Below are 19,751 nucleotides of genomic sequence, written 5' to 3' on the forward strand. Positions count from 1 at the left end.
TAATTATAAAATGGACTATACTATAATAAATATTAGGAGGTACATAAATGTCCAAGAGATTTGAACAAAAAGACTGGCAAGAAAGCATGAAATTAAAATTTGATTTTAATAATATGATGACATCTTATGTTGGAGAGAACGGTATTAGCGAATCAGAAATAGCTGATTTACAGGCACAAATTGAAAAAGCTGAAAAAGCAATGGTAGAAAAACGAGCTAATGGTGGTATGGATTGGAGAGATTTACCATATAACCAAGGAGATATCGTTGAAGATATTAATGCATATGTTGAAAGCATAAAAGATGACTTTGACACTTTCGTAGTACTTGGTATCGGCGGTTCAGCATTAGGACCAATTGCAGTACAACAAGCTATTAACCATCCTTATTATAATGAATTGTCAAAAGAAAAAAGAGGTGGTTATCCAAAGTTATATATAATGGATAATATCGATCCTGAAAAGTTAGTATCATTATTTGATATTATTGAGCTTGATAAAACTTTATTCAATGTTATAACAAAATCAGGAAGCACCTCTGAAACAATGTCTCAATTCATGATTATCAAAGAAATGTTAGAAGAGAAATTAGGAAAAGAAGAGTCTAAAAAACATGTTGTTTGTACAACAGATGCCAAAAACGGTAATCTTAGACCAATAGCTGATAAAGAAGGTTACAAGAGTTTTATTATTCCAGCAGGAGTTGGTGGAAGATTTTCAGAACTAACACCAGTTGGTTTATTACCAGCAGCTATGTGTGGTATAGATATTGAAGAATTATTGGCTGGAGCAGCTTATATGGATGAATTATGCAAGAATGATAATACATTCAAGAATCCAGCTTCAGTGTATGCAATTCTTAACTACTTAGCTATGAGAAGAGGTAAGAATATATCAGTTATAATGCCTTATGCGGATACATTAAAATATATTGGAGACTGGTATGCACAGTTATGGGCAGAATCACTAGGTAAGAAATTTGATAATGATAAAAATGTTGTTAATGTAGGACAAACGCCAGTAAGAGCATTAGGAGCTACAGACCAACATTCACAAGTTCAATTATACTCAGAAGGACCAAAAGATAAAGTTATAGTATTTGTTGGGGTTGATAAATACAAAACAACTTTAGATATTCCAAGAATATATGGTGATATTCCTAGCCTGGGATTCTTAGGTGGAGAAACTCACAATAAATTAATTAAAACTGAACAGATGGCAACAGAATATGCCTTATTGAAATCAGGTCAAACAAATATGACAATTACTTTACCAGAAGTAAATGAATTCACACTTGGTCAAATCTTATACTTATTTGAAGTAGCTACTGGATTTGCAGGTGAATTACTTGACATTAATGCTTTTGACCAACCAGGTGTAGAAGAAGGTAAAAACGCAACATATGCTATGTTTGGAAGACCAGGCTATGATGATAAGAAAGCTGAACTTGATAATAGACCGGCTAAAAACGATAAATACATTATCTAGTAATAGATAAAAAATAAAAGGCTTACTTATAATAGAATCCAATTATTATAAGTAAGCCTTTTTATATAAGTATTAAAATGATATTTTATAATCTTCGTATACTCTTTCTTTTCTTTTTCTCTTTTTCCTCGTCAATAATTTCTATTTCAAGATAATCAAAATCAATTTGTTCAATAAAATGGTCTTGCTTAAAAGATGTCTTGCCATATGCGGGATAATCTTTATTATTATCATTCAACCACATAGGATGTTGTAAATCAAATTCATAGCAGATCTTATCCAAACAATCATAAGTAAGATCATCCTTTGATAAACCATCTTCATTAAGTTCAATTACAGTATCTTTTAACATCTTATTGTTTTTGTACACTTTTCCCCAAAGTCTAAACATAAATATTATCCTCTCTATAAATAAAAATATATATTCTTCAATTAATTAAATAGTATTGCTATTATTATATATGCATTAGAACTAAGCTTCAACCTTTAATTTTATATATTTACTAGAAGCATCTAGTATCTTCTTATATTTTTAATAGCAAAAGCTATATAATTAAGTTCTTTACAATCATGTTATAATAATAATGTGAGTTTTTTATTAATATTTTATTTAATAAAATAATGGAAGGATATAAATATGATCTATGAAGATATAGTAGAAGGAGTTTTTCTTGAACGTCCCAACAGATTTATTGCAAAAGTATTGATAGATGGTAATCTAGAAACAGTTCATGTAAAAAACACAGGACGATGCAAGGAAATACTTACTAAAGGAACCAAAATATTTTTACAAAAAAGCAATAATCCAAATAGGAAAACAAAATATTCGTTGATAAGTGCTTACAAAAAAGATATACTTATAAATATTGATTCACAGGTACCAAATGAAGTTGTACATGAAGCAATTTTACAAAATAAGATAACAGAGCTAATTGATCTTAATTATGTAAAAAGAGAACAAAAATATAAAAATTCAAGATTTGATATGTATTTTGAAAGAAGTAATGTTAAAGGTTTTATAGAAGTAAAAGGTGTCACATTAGAAAAAGATGGGTTATCAATGTTTCCAGATGCTCCTACGAAAAGAGGTACAAAACACTTGGAGGAGTTAATTGATGCAATATCGAATGGATATGAAGGATACCTGTTTTTATTGATACAGATGAATGAAATACATAAATTTACACCTAATCACATAACAGATGAAACATTTGCAAAAACTTTAATAAAAGCTAATGATGCAGGAGTTAAAATATTATGTTATAATTCAGTAGTAACAAGGAATGAAATTATGATAGGACAAAAAGCAGAAGTATTATTATAGACCATTTATAATTTTGAACAAGAGGTGAAGATTATGGAAGGACTACAGAGAAGAAATAAAATAAAAAAACTTTTAACTGAAAGTGATGAACCAATGACAGGCTCTAGATTAGCAAAAACTTTTTCAGTAAGTCGTCAAGTAATAGTGCAGGATATAGCATTACTTAGAGCAAAAGGCTGTAAAATCATATCTACATCTAATGGTTATATGATATATGAAAGCAAAAAAGAATATACTAAATTATTAGCTGTCAAACATACCAAAGAAGACATAAGGGAAGAGCTGGAAACCATAATTGATTTTGGAGCTACCATAGTTAATGTGATGGTTATTCATCCTGTGTATGGGGAAATAACTGCTAATCTTATGCTATCATCAAGAAAACATATAGATGATTTTATCAAAAAGCTTCAAAATAATGAATCAATCCCTCTTATGAGATTAAAAAACGGTGAGCATTATCATTTAATAAAAGCTAATGATGATAAGACACTGGAATTAGTGGAAAAGGAACTTGAGAAAAAAAATTTTTTAATATAAAAATTTTTAATTATATATGACAAGACACATGAATTTACAGGAGGATAACATGGATAAACAAAATAAGAAAAAAGGTATTATAACTAAACTAGTCAATAGGTACTTTATTGATGGACTAAGTGGTATGGCAATGGGATTATTCTCTACACTCATTGTGGGATTAATCATTAAACAGATTGGATCGTTAATAGGTGATAATGTAATTGGAATCACTCTATTAAGAATAGGCTCTATTGCAAGTATACTTACAGGAGCTGGAATCGGTATTGGAATAGCTCATAAACTAAAGACCTCAAGTCTAATCATGTATTCATCAGCAGTTACAGGACTAGTTGGTGCCTATGCAGGTAAAATCATTAGCGGACAAGCATTTGTTGATGGTAATGTTCTGCTGATTGGTCCTGGAGAGCCTCTAGGGGCTTTTGTTGCAGTTATAGTCGGTATTGAAATAGGAAGACTAATATCAGGAAAAACCAAAATAGATATAATACTTACACCTATAACAACTATCATAGCTGGTAGTAGTATCGGACTTATAATTGGTCCAACAATATCTGCTTTCATGAATTGGTTAGGGGACATTATCGAATTTGCTACAGTACAGCAGCCTTTTGTCATGGGGATATTGGTTTCTGTATTAATGGGTATAATTCTTACACTACCAATAAGCTCAGCTGCTCTATCAATCATTCTTAACCTTAATGGACTAGCGGCTGGAGCAGCAACAGTAGGTTGTGCTACACAAATGATAGGCTTTGCAGTAGCAAGTTATAGAGAAAATAAGGTTAATGGACTTATAGCCCAGGGGTTAGGGACATCAATGCTGCAAGTTCCTAACATAGTTAAGAATCCAAGGATATGGATACCCCCTATCGTAGTTAGTGCAATACTTGGTCCAATCTCCACAAAAGTGTTTATGATGAAAAATAATGCTTATGGTGGAGGAATGGGGACATCCGGTTTGGTGGGACAGATTATGACATGGGATACAATGATTGAAAGTGAATCTCCAGGTGTTCTGATAACCAAGATTATAGTCTTGCATATAATTCTGCCAGCTGTTATGACATTAGCTTTATCAGAAGGTCTTAGGAAAATTGGCTGGATTAAATATGGAGATATGAACTTGGATAGTTAAGAAAGAATATTATACTCGTGATTGTTATATTATAAAAGAAGCCGTTAAATTGTCTCATATGGGCATTTTAATGGCTTTTATAATAAATATATATTTTTTTATATTTTTTGAAGGGTATATAGAAAAATTAGCGTCTAAATATATGTAAGCTTTTTTGATTAATAAATGAAGGGAATGTGATTCTAAAATGAAACATAAAAAACTAGGTACTTTTACTTTGGCAATAACGCTCATAGTGTGGGGTATCATTCTTCTTATTAGTAATTTTATGTATATAGATATTAATAAGATATTAAGAATTCTCTCAGCAGTAAGTATAATACTAATTGGAGTGGAATTTCTTTTCTTTGATTGGTATTATAAAAGAAAACAATTGACAATGGAATTAAAAGTAAGCGTTACATCCATTGTTTTGCTAGTAATAATTTATAGTTCTTCTTTTCTTATATCCGGCATCTACATGTACAGTAATGATTCAGTGAATGGTTTTAGAAGAATATTCAATATAACAGATGAATATGAAGTAACTAAGAACTATACGGAGAAAGCAATTGGTCTTACTAACATTCAAGTAGATAATAGGAGGGGAAATATAGAGATACAAGGTACTGAAACAGAAGATATCTTAATAACTGCAGTATTTAACATAAGTACTTTTGAAGAAAAGGAAACAGCCATGGAGTTAGCAGAGGATATGGTCTCTATAGACAGGAGACAAGACAAAACATTGACTATTAAGACTAAGAATAATATTCTTAATCATAGAGGTACATATACTCATGTTAATTATATAATTGAAATACCTAAAAACATGGAAGTTGATATATCTAGTAGAAACGGTAACATATATGTTGGTAAAGTTGACAAAAAAACTACTATAAAGACTAGTAACAGTGTTATTCAAGTTGATAATATAGGTGATGAATTAACAATTGAAAACGATTTTGGTAGTATTGAAGTTGAAGCCGTAGCAGGTTCCACAAAAATTAAAAATAAAAATGGAGATGTCAATGTGGAAAATATAGAGGGGGATTTAGATATAAAAAATAGCTATAGCGATACTAACTTTGATAATATCAGTGGAAATGTTACCATAGACCAAGAATATGGTGATATAGATGGTAACAAAGTAGGTAAGAATCTGGAGATAAATGGAGAAGGTGCTTCCGTAAAAATAGATGATGTACAAGGATTGGTTACTATTGAAACTAGTAATGAATCAATAACTGCTAAGAACATTAATTCAGATATAGAATTATCTAATAATTATGGAGATATTTTATTAGAGAAGATAAACAGTAATATCAAGATTAAAAGTGAGAATGGAGATATTGATATAGATAACTACAATATAAATGTTACTAAAATAGATATAGTTAATAGCTATGGAAATGTCAATATTGATATACCAAACGATCAACAAGCTGTTTTTGAATTAAGAACCAATTATGGTAATATTGAATCAGTATTTGATTTTGATATTGAAGAGGATAATAATGAAAAATCAGTAAAAGCTACAATAGGTGATTCTCATAGTATAATTACTATTAATGCTAATAACGGAGATATTTTAATTAATTAATAAATGAGTTTGAAAAAGAGGGTGGTTATTTGGACGAGTACATAAAAAAATTAATAGAAAGAGACCAAATAGCTTTTAGAAAACTTGTTGAAGAATATCAAAGTAAATTCTTAACAATGGCTTATAAATTTACTGATGATTATAATGATGCTGAAGATTTGTGTCAGGAAATATTCATAAAAGTATATAGAAATCTCTCAGGGTTCAAAAACCAAAGTAAATTATCCACATGGTTATATAAGATAGCAATAAATACTTGTCTTGATTGGAATAGAAGAAATAAACCTAAGATATTCAACATAACCAACATCATGGATAAATCTGTTAAAGAACTCAGCTCAAAGCATAATACAGAGCAGATTATTATATATAAAGAAAGACAGCAGATGGTGCACAATGCTGTATACAGTTTAAAGGATAAATATAAAACCATTATTATATTATATCATTTCAATCAATTAAGTTATAAAGAGATCTCTTTTATATTAAGTATACCAATAAAGACTATAGAGACCAGATTATATAGAGGAAGAAAGAAGATAAAGGAACAACTAATGAAGGAAGGTTTTGGAGGTGAGATTATTGAATTGCAAAAAATATGAAGAATTTAACGAACAACTAGATGTTGATACCATTGATTTGCTTAATAATCATCCATCCATAAAAGGTAATAATTATCTGACAGATAGAATTATGGACGCTGCTTTGCAACCAGAAACAGGTAGAAGCATAATAAAACGCAAGAGTTATTCATTTGAAATGAAATTAGCAAGTAGTCTTATTTGTACAGGTGTTTTTGTATTAGCTACTAATCTGTTAGCATTGAATACACATATAATCTTTGCTGATGGATTTCAAAGAACAATATATAGCTTTAACGATATTCTAGTTAATGTAATGAATAAGTTTCAAATATTTTATTGAGGAGAGGAATAATATGAAATGTTTTTTTCATCCAAGTAGAGATGGACAGTACAAATGTGCAGTATGTGGAAAAATAACATGTGCAGAGTGTACTTGTTTTGATGGTAATAAATCATTATGTAAGAACTGTTACGAATCAATGAAGGCTAAAAATATTAACTACAGCTATAATAGATTCTGGGCTTTTGTATTCTCATTGATTCCAGGTGCAGGACATATGTATTTAGGATTCATGGAACAAGGACTATTTATGATGGTAATATTTTTTGGTATTATTGCGGTATCAAGTATGATGTTATATTCATCATTATTTCCTGTATTTTTATTAGTTGTATGGTTTTATAGTTTTTTTGATACTTATCATTTGAAAAAGAAAATTGATAATAACGAAGTAATTATTAATAAACCAATATTTAATTTTAAGATTAAAAAAAGTTATACTGCTTATGGGATGATTATTTTGGGAATAATCATATTAATTAATGAATTGAATGAAAAGTTGTATATTCATAGCTTGACATATGCCCAAAGCAGAACCATCCGTAATATTACCATGCCGTTGATATTGATTGGCATAGGTTTGATACTTCTAAAACAAGTAAAAAAATCAGTTCAAGTAAATGGTGAAAGTGATACAGAAACTAAGTATGAAGAAGAAGCAATATATAATGATAGTTATGATAATGTAGACAGTAATGTTGTAGAGAGTAATACTATTGTAGAAGATGAAGGTATAGAACATGAAATAGATAAAAGCATTGTAGAAAATGATTTTGTTATAGAAAATGAGATAGAAATAGAAAATTAATAGTATAATGAGTAAAAAATGTCTCTGTTTAGTTACACAGGTCTAACATCCTGTTTATAGATAAACTAAATAGAGACTTTTTGTTATCTTACAGGAAAATTCTATAATAAAGCATATGAAATAGAAACTTTTACTATGTACTTATAATTAAACTTCAGATCAGTTTACATTATCAATATTAAATGATAAAATCTATTTAATACTAACTATATTAATCCAATTATTCTAGCATAATTATTGAGCCTGAGGATTAATCCAATAAAAAATGGAGGTTTTATTATGTTAAGAAGGTTTTTAAAAGTGTTAGGTATCATTATAGTACTATTAGCTTTAGTTGTTGTAATGTACTTCGTATTTATGACAGTAACAGATTATAGACCAAAGGAAGTCATATCACTTAATGTTGAAAATAACCTAGATAATATCTTATCAAAAGAAACTAAACTATCAGCGTTAACATATAATATTGGTTATTGTGGACTCGATGCAGGACAAGACTTTTTTATGGATGGCGGTACGGGGTCAAGGTCAAAAAGCAAAGAAAAGACGTTAGAAAATCTTAATGGTATCACGGAATTTCTAGAAAGTCAGACAGTAGATTTCATTCTATTTCAGGAAGTTGATATAAAAGCAACTAGAAGCTATAGTATCAATGAATATAAACAGTTGAAAAAAAACTTAACTGATTATAGTTCAACGTATTGTATAAATTACAAAGTTCCTTGGGTACCAGTACCACTGGCAAAGCCTCATGGCAGTGTAAAGTCTGGTTTGGTTACATTGAGTAAATATAAGATAGATGAAACTAATCGTTATGGATATCCTGGAAAAGAGAACTGGCCAAGACAATTAGCACTCCTAGACAGATGTTTCATAGAAAGCAGATTACCTGTTGAAGAAAGCAAGGAACTGGTTCTAATCAATTCACACTTATCTGCATATGATAAAGGTGGAGTCATACGAAAACAACAGTTAGGTTTTTTGAAAGAGTACATAAGCAAGGAATATGAAAAAGGTAATTATGTTGTAGTTGCAGGTGACTGGAATCATGCTATACCAGGTACAGATTCTAATATATTTGAATCAAGTAAGGAATGGCCTGAGTGGCTTAAGGAGGTTCCAGAAGACTTCAAACCAGAAGGGTTTAAGTGGGGAGCAGATAAGAATGTTCCAACTAATAGAACCTTAGATATTCCTTATAAAAAAGGTGAGAATTATTTTAGTGTTATTGATGGTTTTATTGTATCACCTAATGTGGATATAGTAAGTGTAAAAGGTCACCAACTTGAATTTAAATACTCTGACCATAATCCAGTTACATTGGAATTCATATTGAAATAGAAGTGTATAAGATAATCAATGACTTGATGCCAGAGTTTAATTATCATAAGTTCCATACAGTCAATAAAAATGTCACATACATATTTTCAAAAAAGGAAAAGTGTATGTAATTATACTATTAACATATGGGGTAAGATATTAGGGAAAAACATAACGGTTCAGAATGTTAGTAACCATTTATTTAAAACCTACATATACAAGCTTTAGGTTAGTATGCTTATCCAACAGATCTCTTCAAGTTATTGATGGTTCTTCTTATGCCGAAGGCAATAAAGTCAGCCATACCCATAACAGTATTGAGACGAGTGTTCTGTAATATAAGCATATCCATGAAACCAGAAAAATTTACGATTCCAGTTATATACATATCACCAACAGGAGGTAAGGTTTTATTAACACCTGCACCAGGGTTAATAGAGCCTTTTCCTATACTTACATATCCGATATGATCCATTTTACCAAGGCAGGCATCTATAGCGATTATGAAAGGATTTTTAAAATTGGATTTAATATTATTTACGGTCTCTTCAATATTCTTGGCATGGACAGGATTACTTAATGTTCCCAAAACCGTTACATTGTTAAGGAACATCTTTTTTAACTTATATCCCACTATGGGTCCAAGACAATCACCTGTTGCTCTATCAGTGCCTATGCATAAAATAACAATACTGGTATTGATATCTGTGTACTTTTCTATAAGATTAAATAACGTATTAGAAAAATTACTAATAGCAGATATATCTTTCACATTATAATAATGAATTTCTTCGGAATTTCTTTTTAATCTCACTTTTATCAGCCTACTTTCTTAGAATTTTTAACGGATTTTAGTTATAAACATATAGCTAGATAAACTATTGAATTGAATATTAATGTTAGATATATATATTTTTAGCAAAAAAATAGTTAATTAAACCAAAGGAATAGATATTGTAAATAATTTACAATAAATACCAATTATTTTCATATAAATGCATCAACATCTATACCAAATCACTTTTTCCAATAAAAGGAAATTTAGTATCGAATAAAAAACTATTTCACAGACAAGCTTTGATAAAATTTTTTATTTATATGTGCTATTATCTTCATATACTTAATGTATTTATGGGGTGTGGGAATTATGAATGAAAATTATAAGAATAATAAATTATATCTAGAGGGTCTTGAATCACTTCCCAAAAATGTTCGTCAAATTGGTGATGCCAGAGAAGGTAATAGAATCTACATGGAAGATTATGTATATTCATATCTGCATCAATTTGCAGCAGAAGAAACATCATCTGAACAGATAGCTTTTTTAATAGGAAAATATTATACATACAAAGGTGATGTAATAGTCATAATAGATGGTGCAATTCAAGGTGATTATGCTGAGAAAGTTAATGGAGATCTATGTATAACAGAAAGAACATGGTATCATGTTTATGAAAAAATTAGAAAGTATTTTGAGGATTATAGTGTAGTTGGTTGGATGTATACCCAACCAGGCTATGGTATATTATTAACCTCTTTTTTGAAAGAACACCATAATAAAAATTTTATTGATGATAAACAAATTTTATATATTGTTGACCCTCTAGAAAAAGAGGATTCATTTTTTTCATATGAAAATGGTGAGTTAGTAGAGAAAAAAGGTTATTATATATACTATGACAAGAATCCATCTATGCATAATTATATGTTAGAGAATAAAACTAAAAAGGAAGAAAAGAATGAGCAAGATATAGATGAGGATAATGATATCATTAAAACATTCCGAAAGAAAGAACAACAAAGGAAAGATGATATATATCAAAAGAAATTCATCAATATGTTATCTATATTGTGCGGCGGTTTAGTTCTTATATGCCTTGTTATGGGGATTGGATTATTGAACAACATTGAAAAACTTAATGATTTACAAGCAGCTATGAAAACCATAACAGAAAAATATAATAACATAAAAAAAGAAGTCATAGACTTGGAAAGTGAAAACAGTATCATGGTTAATAATGAATTAGGTGCCCAAATACCTGATGTCAATGGCAATAATGATGGACAAACATCCAAAAGTGGATTAGAAAGTGAAGAAAAACATACGGAAACAATAATACCACCAAAGACACAAACTATTAACCCAGAGGACATACCAACAAGCTATACAGTGCGAATTGGGGATAGTCTTAATACTATAAGTGAGAAATTCTATAATACATTGGATATGGTACCAACCATTCAGAAGTTGAATGATATTTCAAATAAACATAAAATTTATGTTGGACAAGAAATCAAACTACCAAAACCATAATTTTTAAAATAATATTTTATAAGATGATAATAGCTGTCAGATAATATAATCTTCGGGATGGCTACAAGTTTTTAAAAAGATAGAATAGGTTTAGATATTTCACTGAACCTATTCTATCTTTTTTATGTTTCGGAAGAGGATAAGGGGCTGTCTCTGAAATAATAACGCACCAAAGATACAAACCATAACATAGAGGATATCCAAAACCATATTGGGTTAAGTACATTAGTGATTATTAAATACCATTTTAATATAGTGAAAAATGCCTAGTCTAGAATTATTTAAAACGTATAAGTATTATAAATATACAAAGTAAAATAAGAGGTATTACAATGAGAAGAAATAGTGTAATATACATTAAACAATCATTCTTATATATTAATGCAATATCTAGTATTAAAAATATAGTACCCATACAAAAATCAATATACCCTATAAGTTTTATAAATCGATTTTTGTTTTTTATAGTAATATATTTTTTAAATAAATGATTTTCCAAATTTATAATTTTTTTACCTGTAAGAATTAGTATTCCATATATAATTAAATAAGTAGAAAAAATAAAGATTAATGAATTATAAATAAGTGCTTGAAGAAATTTCTTAGCTATTAGGGTAGGAATTGAGAGGCTACCTGCTATTATAGATGGGATATTTAAAACTATTCCTATTGTATTTTCTACTTCGTAAGTAGTATATATTGTTTCGCCTTTTTCTATATATAAATCAATTTTATGATCTGATACTTGATATGAAAGAGTATCAAGAAATTTTTTTGAATCTGTGGTTGAAAATACTGCATTTTTATTGTATGATAACATAGGTTTTTTTATTTGTTTGGAATAGTCTTTATAAATGTTAATAATAAACTTACCATTTTAATTAGTGTTTTTTTCACAAAAATTACCTCCATTTTATTTTTTAGTGATCACTAAAAATATTTCATGTAAATTATATTTTAAATAATATTTATAATGATAAGTTTAGTATGCTATTATATTTTTATTATTAAATATTTAGAAATGTATTGATGATATAATATTTGATTTATTTGACAGCAAGAAATAAACTTACTTGCTGTCAATTTTGAGTTCAATTCATTAGTTGATTTTAATAAATAAATTATTAATTATATGAAATTATTGTAGTATTACTCAATTATACTTTCCATCTCGTCCAATAATCCTTCAAACACTTTTAGAGCTTTTTCAATAGGTTCAGCAGTAGTCATATCAACACCTGCTTTTTTAAGAGTATCAATAGGATATTCGGAACTACCGCTCTTAAGGAAGTTCTTGTATTTCGTTACTGCTTCTTCGCCTTCTTTTAATAATTTTTGAGAAAGTGCAATAGCAGCTGAATAACCAGTTGAATATTGGAATACATAATAATTGTAGTAAAAATGAGGAATCCTAGCCCATTCCATATCAACTTCACTATCTATTATCATATCTTCGCCAAAATATTTTACATTGATATCATGATACATAGAACTTAGAGTATCTGCTGTTAGGGCTTCTCCTTGTTCAACTAATTCATGAGTTGTTCTTTCGAATTCTGCAAACATTGCTTGACGATAAAGTGTTCCTTTGAACTGTTCCATGAAATAATTAATTAAATACAATCTTTGGTTCTTATCTTCTGTAGTTTTTAGTAGATATTCCATCAATAAAGCTTCATTAACTGTTGAAGCAACTTCTGCTAAGAAGGTTGGATATTCTGCATATATAAAAGGTTGAGTTTTTGATGAATAATAAGTATGAAGTGAATGTCCCATTTCATGGGCAAGAGTAAACATATGATTTACATCATCTTGATGATTAAGTAAAACATATGGGTGAACACCATAAGTACCCCATGAATAAGCTCCACTGCGCTTGCCTTCATTCTCATATACGTCTATCCATTTTTCATTAAAGCCTTTTCTTAGAAGATCGCAATACTCTTCTCCAAGTGGAGCAAGTGCTTCAAGAACTTTTTCTTTTGCTTCTTCAAAAGTAACTTTTATATCAATGTCTTTAACTATTGGTGTATAAACATCATACATATGAAGTTTATCTAGATTAAGCATTCTCTTACGAATAGATACATAACGATGCATTAAAGGTAGATATTTATGAACTGTTTCAATTAATTGGTCATATACAGCAACTGGAATATTATTTTCAAATAGACTAGCTTCACAAGTTGAATTAAACTTTCTAGCTTGCATATAGAATATATCCTTTTTAATATTGGCATTATAAGTGGCTGCTAATGTGTTTTTATATTTTCTATAAGTACCATACAAAGCCTCAAAAGCATCTTTTCTGACACGTCTGTTTGTGCTTTCCATGAAAGTGACATAACGACCTTTTGTAAGTTCCACATCGTTACCATCTTCATCTTTGATTGTAGGGAACTTGAGATCAGCATTATTGAACATTGCAAAAGTATTTTCTGGTGTTCCAGCTAATTCTTGAGCTCTAGCCAATAATAATTCTTCTTCCATACTTAAGATATGTTCTTTTTTACGTAATAAATCATCAAAATAAGTCTTATAGAGCTTTAATCCATCAGATGAATCCATATAACTTTTTAAAAGGTCATCTGACATAGAAGAAATCTCTGGTTCAATAAATGAAATACTGCTATTAACTTTTACCATTAATGAATTAGCTTTTTCTGCTGTGTTTTGTGCTTCAGAATTATTTGCATCTTCATGTAATTTCATATTGGAATATACATATAATCTTGAAAGTTTTTCTTCCAATTGGTCTCTCTTTTTAAGACAATCAAGTAAGATATTTTCTGATTCTTTTAATTTACCGGAATAAGATGTGATTTCCTCTGTCATAGACATAATTTCCTTGTACATGATTTCCCATTCTTCTTTGGATGAAATCATATCTTCTAATCTCCATTTGAATTCATCACTAATCTCATTTCTCTTAGGCAATTTTGCCATTTTACTCATATTATAACAACTCCTTTCAATGGTAGTATAATATATATACATTAAAGTTTCTATATTTTTTATTATTATTTTTTGTTAATGGGTATTTTAAATTATAAAAAATAGTTAAAACTTGATTTAATCATATTTAATTAGCAATAATACTAATAAATGGATTAATTCACATCATTATAGATATAAAAAAATATTAGCATATTATATGGTGGTTTTTTATATACTATAAAAGTTGAAAAAAACGATTATATAACAGATATATAAAGATTATATTAACCAGCTTAATAAAACTTTAATGATTTTCTTAAATTAGTTATGGTATAATCATAGATGTATATTTTGAATATTTCATATTGTCTGTTAAAAGGAAGGATCATTATGATGGAAAATAAATTGAGGGTTCTCTATGTTTCAGCTGAGATTGCACCTTTTGGTACAACGGGAGGTTTAGGAGATGTTGGAGAATGTTTACCAGAAGTTATAGCTAATAATGGGCTCAACATGATAAGAGTGATGCCAAAATATAAAGGATTAGAAGAAAAGTATGGGTTAAACGAAGTTGGTAGCTTCATTGTAGAAACCTTAGATAAAGCAAATGAAGCTAAGATTTATAAATATGAAGAAAAAAGTCTTACTACTTACTTTATAGGAAGTAGGGAATATTTTGAAAGGGATAATTTGTATGGGTATGATGATGAAGATATAAGATTTGGCTTTTTTTCAAAAGCAGTTCTAGAAATGTTAATAGTACTTAATATCAAACCAAATATAATTCATGTTAATGACTGGCATAGTGGATTAATACCGTTTCTTCTGAAAAATGAGTATAGCCATATAACCTTCTATAATAATATTAAGACTGTATATACTATACACAATCTACAGTATCAAGGAGTATTTGGCAGCGATTCTCTGGATAGAATCGGATTGTCTCATAAATATTATGATAGTAATAAATTAGAGTACTATGGCAATATTTCCTTTATGAAAGGTGGTATCATCTACTCTGATATAGTCACTACAGTTAGTGACAATTATGCTAAGGAAATACAAACTCCCCAATATGGCTATGGATTAGATGGGATTCTAAGACAATATAAAAGTAAAATATATGGTATCATTAATGGTATAGATTATGAAAAGTTTAATTGTGAAACAGATGAATATGTTTATAGAAATTATAATAAAGATAATGTTTTAATGATAAAGTACGAAAATAAACATTTTTTACAACAGAAAATTGGGTTACCAGTAAAAAAAGTACCTTTGATAGGTATGGTATCAAGACTTAGTGAACAAAAAGGGATAAATCTGTGTTTAAAAGCAATAGAGGAATTAATTAGTGAAGACCTACAATTTGTTATATTAGGTACAGGTGATAAAAAATACGAACAAGCATTAATGGATTTATCAAATAAACATCCTGATAAAGTAGCAATAATAATAGATTTTAATCAAAAAATGGCAAGACTCATATATTCAGGTTGTGATTTCTTCTTGATGCCATCTCTGTTTGAACCATGTGGATTATCACAGATATACAGCATGAGATTTGGTACTGTTCCTATAGTTAGGAAAACGGGTGGTCTAGCTGATACAGTTATACCTTTTGGATCAAACAAAGGTACAGGATTCCTATTTGATAGATATGATGTAAATGAATTCATTGAAGCTATTAATGAAGGATTAGAAACATATGGTAATAAAGATAGATGGAGATGTATTGTTGGTAATTGTATGAATCAAAGATTTTCATGGGATAACTCAGCTAAAAAGTATATAGAAAAATATAATCAATTAATTAAAATAAAAGATTAGATTAACCAATTATAGTAATATGGTATTAACTACACTTTGTGAACATAAATATATAATGTACATTATGTTCAGGAGTTGATTAATTGAAATTAGATTTTAAAAATTCTATAAAGATAGCATCTGTATATATAGGAACTGTTTTAGGAGCAGGATTTGCTTCTGGGCAAGAATTAATGAAATTTTTTGCTTATTATGGTTATAAAGGTATGGTAGGATTATTACTTACAGGTGTAATGTTTGCTATAGTGGGCTGGGCTGTACTGGAAATCCTGTTTTTCAACAAAGCTACAAGTTATAAAGAGTTTATCTATCCCATTGCTGGAAAAACATTTGGGAAGATACTGGAGCTTTCAGTTATATTTTTTATGTTTGTATGTTTTTGTGCAATGTTTGCAGGCTCAGGAGCATTATTCCAACAGAGATTTCATATACCATATCAAGTAGGGGTTCTTGCTATGGCAGTTTGTTGTTATATTACTTTTTTGTTTGATGTGAAAGGGGTTATAGCTGTTAACTCCATATTAGCACCAATTTTGCTTATTGGAGTGTTGATTGTGGGATTATACATGTGGTTCTTCAGAAGTACCACAGTAATGAATAAGGTTGTAGAAGTATTTTTAGTTGTTAGAGATAATTGGTTAAGTTCAGCAATCATTTATGTATCCTATAATATAATTACCGCTGTTGTAGTACTCACAACTCTGCATAAATTAGTTAAGAGTAAATTTACAGCAAGATTAGGTTCGTTAATGGCAGGAATAGCATTAGGAATGATAGGTGTTATATTAGGTTTTGTTATACTAGTTCATTATTCCGATATACAAGGAATAGAAATTCCTATGCTAGCTATTGTAATGAGATATGCTAAGGTGTTACAATATATTTATATTATAGTTTTGATTTCTGCTATGTTTACAACTGCTGTTGCTAATGGGTATGGTATATTATCCAAGTTGAAATTGACAAATACCAAACATGGGAAGATAAAATTAGCTGCATTCATCTTATTTGCTGTTATATTTTCTCAGATAGGTTTTTCTAATATGGTAGGTAAAATATATCCTGTTTTTGGATACATAGGTGTATTTGAAGTTATACTTATATTGGTTTACTTTGTAAAAATGAAATATGAACAATTTAAGGTTAAGATTAAAAATAACACGTTTCCTTTTGGAAAAACTCTTACTAAAAACATTAAAAGCAGGTGAAGTCTTTGAAAGAACAAAGGATAAAAATTTTTTTAATGATGCTACTGGTTATAGTATCTATAACAGCATATGTCCTAATTATTAGACCTAATGGTTTTGGATTCGTTAGTGGGAAAGTCAAATTAGAGGTATTAAATAACCTTGAATATAATTCTACTGATAAAGTACATATAAGTAAATTAGAAAAAAACATAGTAAGATCTTCAAAAGATGGTGTTACTATGATGGATACTAATGGGACAACCATATGGGATAAGACATTCAATATGATGAATCCAAAAGTTATAAAAGAGAAAAATTATTTAGCAGTAGCAGATATATCTGCCAGAGAGCTTTATCTATTTGATAAAAATGGTTTTGTTAGAGATTATAATATTGGTTCTCCGATTCTAATGTTTGATATCAATGAAAATGGAATAGTTGCAATCATTGGACAAAAAAACAAAGGACATATTATAGAACTTTTTGATTCAGATGGAACTAAGTTAATACATAGAGAGACATTTACTGAAAATGATGGTTATCCTTTAGCTTTTGATATTTCTGAAGATGGTTCTAAAATGGTTACTAGTTATCTTTACGTAAAGGGGAATTCTCTAGTATCTAATCTAACATTTTTCAATTTTAGTGATAATGGTAGTGATTATGCTGAAAGAGTAACAGGAGGTTTTAGTATTGATGAAGCTGTGGTTCCTGAAATCAGATTTCTGGATAATGAGCATGTTGCTGCTGTAGGTGATAAAGGAATTCTTTTTTATAAGGTAAATGTAATTCCTGAGGAAATACAGAAAATAGAAGCACCTAATGAAATAAGTAAGGTCAATTATACAGAGGATAAATTGCTTGTTCTCTATGGAAGATCTATTGAGAATGAAGGAAGTTATAAGGATAACAGTCTAGTTATGTACAATAAAGAAGGAAAATCATTAAACGTAACAGAATTTGATAATGAAATAACAAGATTAATTGGAAATGAGAATAATTACTATGTTGAAAGCGAATTTTTTATTAGAGAATATTATAATGGTAAAATAAATTGGGAATCTACTGTAAAAGGTGATGTCAAAGATATTATGCCCATTGGTAATAATAGCTTCTTGATTGTTTTACAAAATCAGTATCAGATAGTAAAATTAACAAAATAAGGAGGATATAAGATGACTTGGTTAGATATAGTGGTAGTAGGAATTATTGCAATATGTGCAATTATATCCTATCAAAGAGGATTAATTAAGACTCTTTTCAGTTTTGTTTCATTAATTGTATCAGTTGTACTTACTATGTATATATATCCACATGTAAGTGAGTTCTTGATTAAGAATACAGGGGTATATGGTTCTATCAAGGATTCCATAATTGGCTTATTGAATTTAAATAGTGCAACTGAAAACGTTAATTCAACAGGAGAACAAATCAATTTTATCAATCAGTTAAATTTGCCTGAACAATTTAAACACATATTGGTAACTAATAATAATAGTGAGGTATATAATTTACTTAATGTAAATAGTATAGGTGACTATATAGGTGGTTTGATTGCTACATTAATAATAAATATTATCTCATTTCTAGGAGTATTTATTGTAGTTACTATTTTGGTTAAGATAATAGTTAATTTGCTTGATTTAGTTAGTAAATTACCGGTTCTTAATCAAATAAATAAAATAGGAGGATTAGTTCTTGGTGCTATCAAAGGAGTTATCATAGTATGGATTTTATTCTTGGTTATTTCTCTTATGAGTACTAATCCAAATGTGAGTAATGTTTTTGATACATTAAAAGTGTCTGAAGTTGCTAGATATTTATATGATAATAACTTACTGATGAATTTTGTTACTAATATTAAGAAGAGTATTGTATAAGTATCTAATTTTATTTAGTGGTTGTAAAGAAATTTAAGTAGTTTAAGAATAGAATATTTTTAAATTAGGGTAAAAGTCTAAATTCCAAAATTAGGGTTTAGACTTTATTTTATAAAGTATTTTGGTATAATTGAATTTAATATAGGAAAAAACATATATTATTTTTATACATTTACCAGATGGTGTGAAGCCAGTATATAACAGGGTTTGGACCTTATATAATTTATAAATCCTAATTAATAAATAAAAAATATTAAAAAAACGCTTGACTTTGACTATGTGGGGTGATATAATTCTCTTCGCTGACAAATAAGGCAGCAAACACAAGAGAAACAGAGAACCTTGAAAACTGAACAGTGAAACAACCAAAAACTTAGTAATAAGTTTTACCCAAGAAAATTCCTTAGTAAATTAATGGATAAAGACGATAGTCTATAAAATATAAGCCAGAGCAATCTGGTCAAGATGAAACTTATA

General features: G+C 28.8%; 17 protein-coding genes. 14 read left to right on the forward strand and 3 right to left on the reverse strand.

The window, feature by feature from the left end:
• Positions 1 to 47 precede the first annotated feature (47 nt).
• Complete coding sequence (locus tag N4A55_RS00380; RefSeq protein WP_293753408.1) at positions 48 to 1,487, forward strand: glucose-6-phosphate isomerase; 1,440 nt, start codon at positions 48 to 50, stop codon at positions 1,485 to 1,487.
• 85 nt (positions 1,488 to 1,572) lie between these two features.
• Here the strand turns inward: N4A55_RS00380 and N4A55_RS00385 are convergent, their stop codons facing one another.
• Positions 1,573 to 1,878 carry a hypothetical protein gene (locus N4A55_RS00385; protein ID WP_293753409.1) on the reverse strand — a complete coding sequence of 102 codons (306 nt, stop codon included), beginning with the start codon at positions 1,876 to 1,878 and terminating at the stop codon, positions 1,573 to 1,575.
• A gap of 246 nt (positions 1,879 to 2,124) precedes the next feature.
• Here N4A55_RS00385 and sfsA point away from each other — a divergent pair, with 246 nt between their 5' ends.
• From sfsA to N4A55_RS00425, 8 genes are all read left to right on the forward strand, one after another.
• Positions 2,125 to 2,811, forward strand: coding sequence for a DNA/RNA nuclease SfsA (gene sfsA, locus N4A55_RS00390; RefSeq protein WP_293753410.1), 687 nt, complete (start codon positions 2,125 to 2,127; stop codon positions 2,809 to 2,811).
• 33 nt (positions 2,812 to 2,844) lie between these two features.
• Positions 2,845 to 3,351: a transcription repressor NadR gene (locus N4A55_RS00395; protein ID WP_293753412.1), complete on the forward strand. Its 507-nt coding sequence runs from the start codon at positions 2,845 to 2,847 to the stop codon at positions 3,349 to 3,351.
• Between the two features lie 49 nt (positions 3,352 to 3,400).
• The gene (locus N4A55_RS00400) at positions 3,401 to 4,489 is read left to right on the forward strand and encodes a PTS transporter subunit IIC (RefSeq protein ID WP_293753413.1); all 1,089 of its coding nucleotides are present in this window, start codon (positions 3,401 to 3,403) and stop codon (positions 4,487 to 4,489) included.
• Positions 4,490 to 4,676: 187 nt separating this feature from the next.
• Positions 4,677 to 6,071: a DUF4097 family beta strand repeat-containing protein gene (locus tag N4A55_RS00405; protein ID WP_293753414.1), complete on the forward strand. Its 1,395-nt coding sequence runs from the start codon at positions 4,677 to 4,679 to the stop codon at positions 6,069 to 6,071.
• A 29-nt stretch (positions 6,072 to 6,100) separates the two neighbouring features.
• Complete coding sequence (locus tag N4A55_RS00410; RefSeq protein ID WP_293753415.1) at positions 6,101 to 6,673, forward strand: RNA polymerase sigma factor; 573 nt, start codon at positions 6,101 to 6,103, stop codon at positions 6,671 to 6,673.
• Positions 6,654 to 6,995 (forward strand): hypothetical protein, encoded by a 342-nt coding sequence (locus tag N4A55_RS00415; RefSeq protein ID WP_293753416.1) that lies wholly within the window; start codon positions 6,654 to 6,656, stop codon positions 6,993 to 6,995. Before N4A55_RS00410 ends, N4A55_RS00415 begins: the two co-directional genes overlap by 20 nt.
• Before the next feature lie 13 nt (positions 6,996 to 7,008).
• Positions 7,009 to 7,803 carry a hypothetical protein gene (locus tag N4A55_RS00420; protein ID WP_293753417.1) on the forward strand — a complete coding sequence of 265 codons (795 nt, stop codon included), beginning with the start codon at positions 7,009 to 7,011 and terminating at the stop codon, positions 7,801 to 7,803.
• A gap of 279 nt (positions 7,804 to 8,082) precedes the next feature.
• On the forward strand, positions 8,083 to 9,144 hold the full coding sequence (locus tag N4A55_RS00425; protein ID WP_293753418.1) for an endonuclease/exonuclease/phosphatase family protein: 1,062 nt from the start codon (positions 8,083 to 8,085) through the stop codon (positions 9,142 to 9,144).
• 217 nt (positions 9,145 to 9,361) lie between these two features.
• On the opposite strand, the gene yyaC is transcribed toward N4A55_RS00425, so the two are convergent.
• A complete protein-coding gene (yyaC, locus tag N4A55_RS00430; RefSeq protein WP_293753419.1) occupies positions 9,362 to 9,937 on the reverse strand; it encodes a spore protease YyaC in 576 nt (191 codons plus the stop codon).
• Between the two features lie 333 nt (positions 9,938 to 10,270).
• Here yyaC and N4A55_RS00435 point away from each other — a divergent pair, with 333 nt between their 5' ends.
• Complete coding sequence (locus N4A55_RS00435) at positions 10,271 to 11,437, forward strand: LysM peptidoglycan-binding domain-containing protein (protein ID WP_293753421.1); 1,167 nt, start codon at positions 10,271 to 10,273, stop codon at positions 11,435 to 11,437.
• A gap of 1,149 nt (positions 11,438 to 12,586) precedes the next feature.
• On the opposite strand, the gene pepF is transcribed toward N4A55_RS00435, so the two are convergent.
• Complete coding sequence (gene pepF, locus N4A55_RS00440) at positions 12,587 to 14,392, reverse strand: oligoendopeptidase F (protein ID WP_293753422.1); 1,806 nt, start codon at positions 14,390 to 14,392, stop codon at positions 12,587 to 12,589.
• A 372-nt stretch (positions 14,393 to 14,764) separates the two neighbouring features.
• Here pepF and N4A55_RS00445 point away from each other — a divergent pair, with 372 nt between their 5' ends.
• The 4 genes from N4A55_RS00445 (at position 14,765) to N4A55_RS00460 (ending at position 19,274) form a co-directional block, all read left to right on the forward strand.
• The gene (locus N4A55_RS00445) at positions 14,765 to 16,204 is read left to right on the forward strand and encodes a glycogen synthase (protein WP_293753423.1); all 1,440 of its coding nucleotides are present in this window, start codon (positions 14,765 to 14,767) and stop codon (positions 16,202 to 16,204) included.
• An 83-nt stretch (positions 16,205 to 16,287) separates the two neighbouring features.
• The gene (locus N4A55_RS00450; protein ID WP_293753424.1) at positions 16,288 to 17,412 is read left to right on the forward strand and encodes a YkvI family membrane protein; all 1,125 of its coding nucleotides are present in this window, start codon (positions 16,288 to 16,290) and stop codon (positions 17,410 to 17,412) included.
• A 5-nt stretch (positions 17,413 to 17,417) separates the two neighbouring features.
• Positions 17,418 to 18,557, forward strand: a complete 1,140-nt coding sequence (locus tag N4A55_RS00455; RefSeq protein ID WP_293753425.1) for a DUF5711 family protein — start codon at positions 17,418 to 17,420, stop codon at positions 18,555 to 18,557.
• Between the two features lie 12 nt (positions 18,558 to 18,569).
• On the forward strand, positions 18,570 to 19,274 hold the full coding sequence (locus N4A55_RS00460; protein ID WP_293753426.1) for a CvpA family protein: 705 nt from the start codon (positions 18,570 to 18,572) through the stop codon (positions 19,272 to 19,274).
• Positions 19,275 to 19,751 lie beyond the last annotated feature (477 nt).

Origin of the sequence: Vallitalea sp. (assembly GCF_025211055.1) — a bacterium.
Lineage (GTDB): Bacteria > Bacillota > Clostridia > Lachnospirales > Vallitaleaceae > Vallitalea.

What these genes read in the sequence shown, in the direction of transcription:
- N4A55_RS00380 (WP_293753408.1), top strand. Translation starts at nt 48, where the DNA reads ATGTCCAAGAGATTTGAACAAAAAGACTGGCAAGAAAGCATGAAATTA.
- N4A55_RS00385 (WP_293753409.1), bottom strand. Translation starts at nt 1,878, where the DNA reads ATGTTTAGACTTTGGGGAAAAGTGTACAAAAACAATAAGATGTTAAAA.
- sfsA (WP_293753410.1), top strand. Translation starts at nt 2,125, where the DNA reads ATGATCTATGAAGATATAGTAGAAGGAGTTTTTCTTGAACGTCCCAAC.
- N4A55_RS00395 (WP_293753412.1), top strand. Translation starts at nt 2,845, where the DNA reads ATGGAAGGACTACAGAGAAGAAATAAAATAAAAAAACTTTTAACTGAA.
- N4A55_RS00400 (WP_293753413.1), top strand. Translation starts at nt 3,401, where the DNA reads ATGGATAAACAAAATAAGAAAAAAGGTATTATAACTAAACTAGTCAAT.
- N4A55_RS00405 (WP_293753414.1), top strand. Translation starts at nt 4,677, where the DNA reads ATGAAACATAAAAAACTAGGTACTTTTACTTTGGCAATAACGCTCATA.
- N4A55_RS00420 (WP_293753417.1), top strand. Translation starts at nt 7,009, where the DNA reads ATGAAATGTTTTTTTCATCCAAGTAGAGATGGACAGTACAAATGTGCA.
- N4A55_RS00425 (WP_293753418.1), top strand. Translation starts at nt 8,083, where the DNA reads ATGTTAAGAAGGTTTTTAAAAGTGTTAGGTATCATTATAGTACTATTA.
- N4A55_RS00435 (WP_293753421.1), top strand. Translation starts at nt 10,271, where the DNA reads ATGAATGAAAATTATAAGAATAATAAATTATATCTAGAGGGTCTTGAA.
- pepF (WP_293753422.1), bottom strand. Translation starts at nt 14,392, where the DNA reads ATGAGTAAAATGGCAAAATTGCCTAAGAGAAATGAGATTAGTGATGAA.
- N4A55_RS00445 (WP_293753423.1), top strand. Translation starts at nt 14,765, where the DNA reads ATGATGGAAAATAAATTGAGGGTTCTCTATGTTTCAGCTGAGATTGCA.
- N4A55_RS00460 (WP_293753426.1), top strand. Translation starts at nt 18,570, where the DNA reads ATGACTTGGTTAGATATAGTGGTAGTAGGAATTATTGCAATATGTGCA.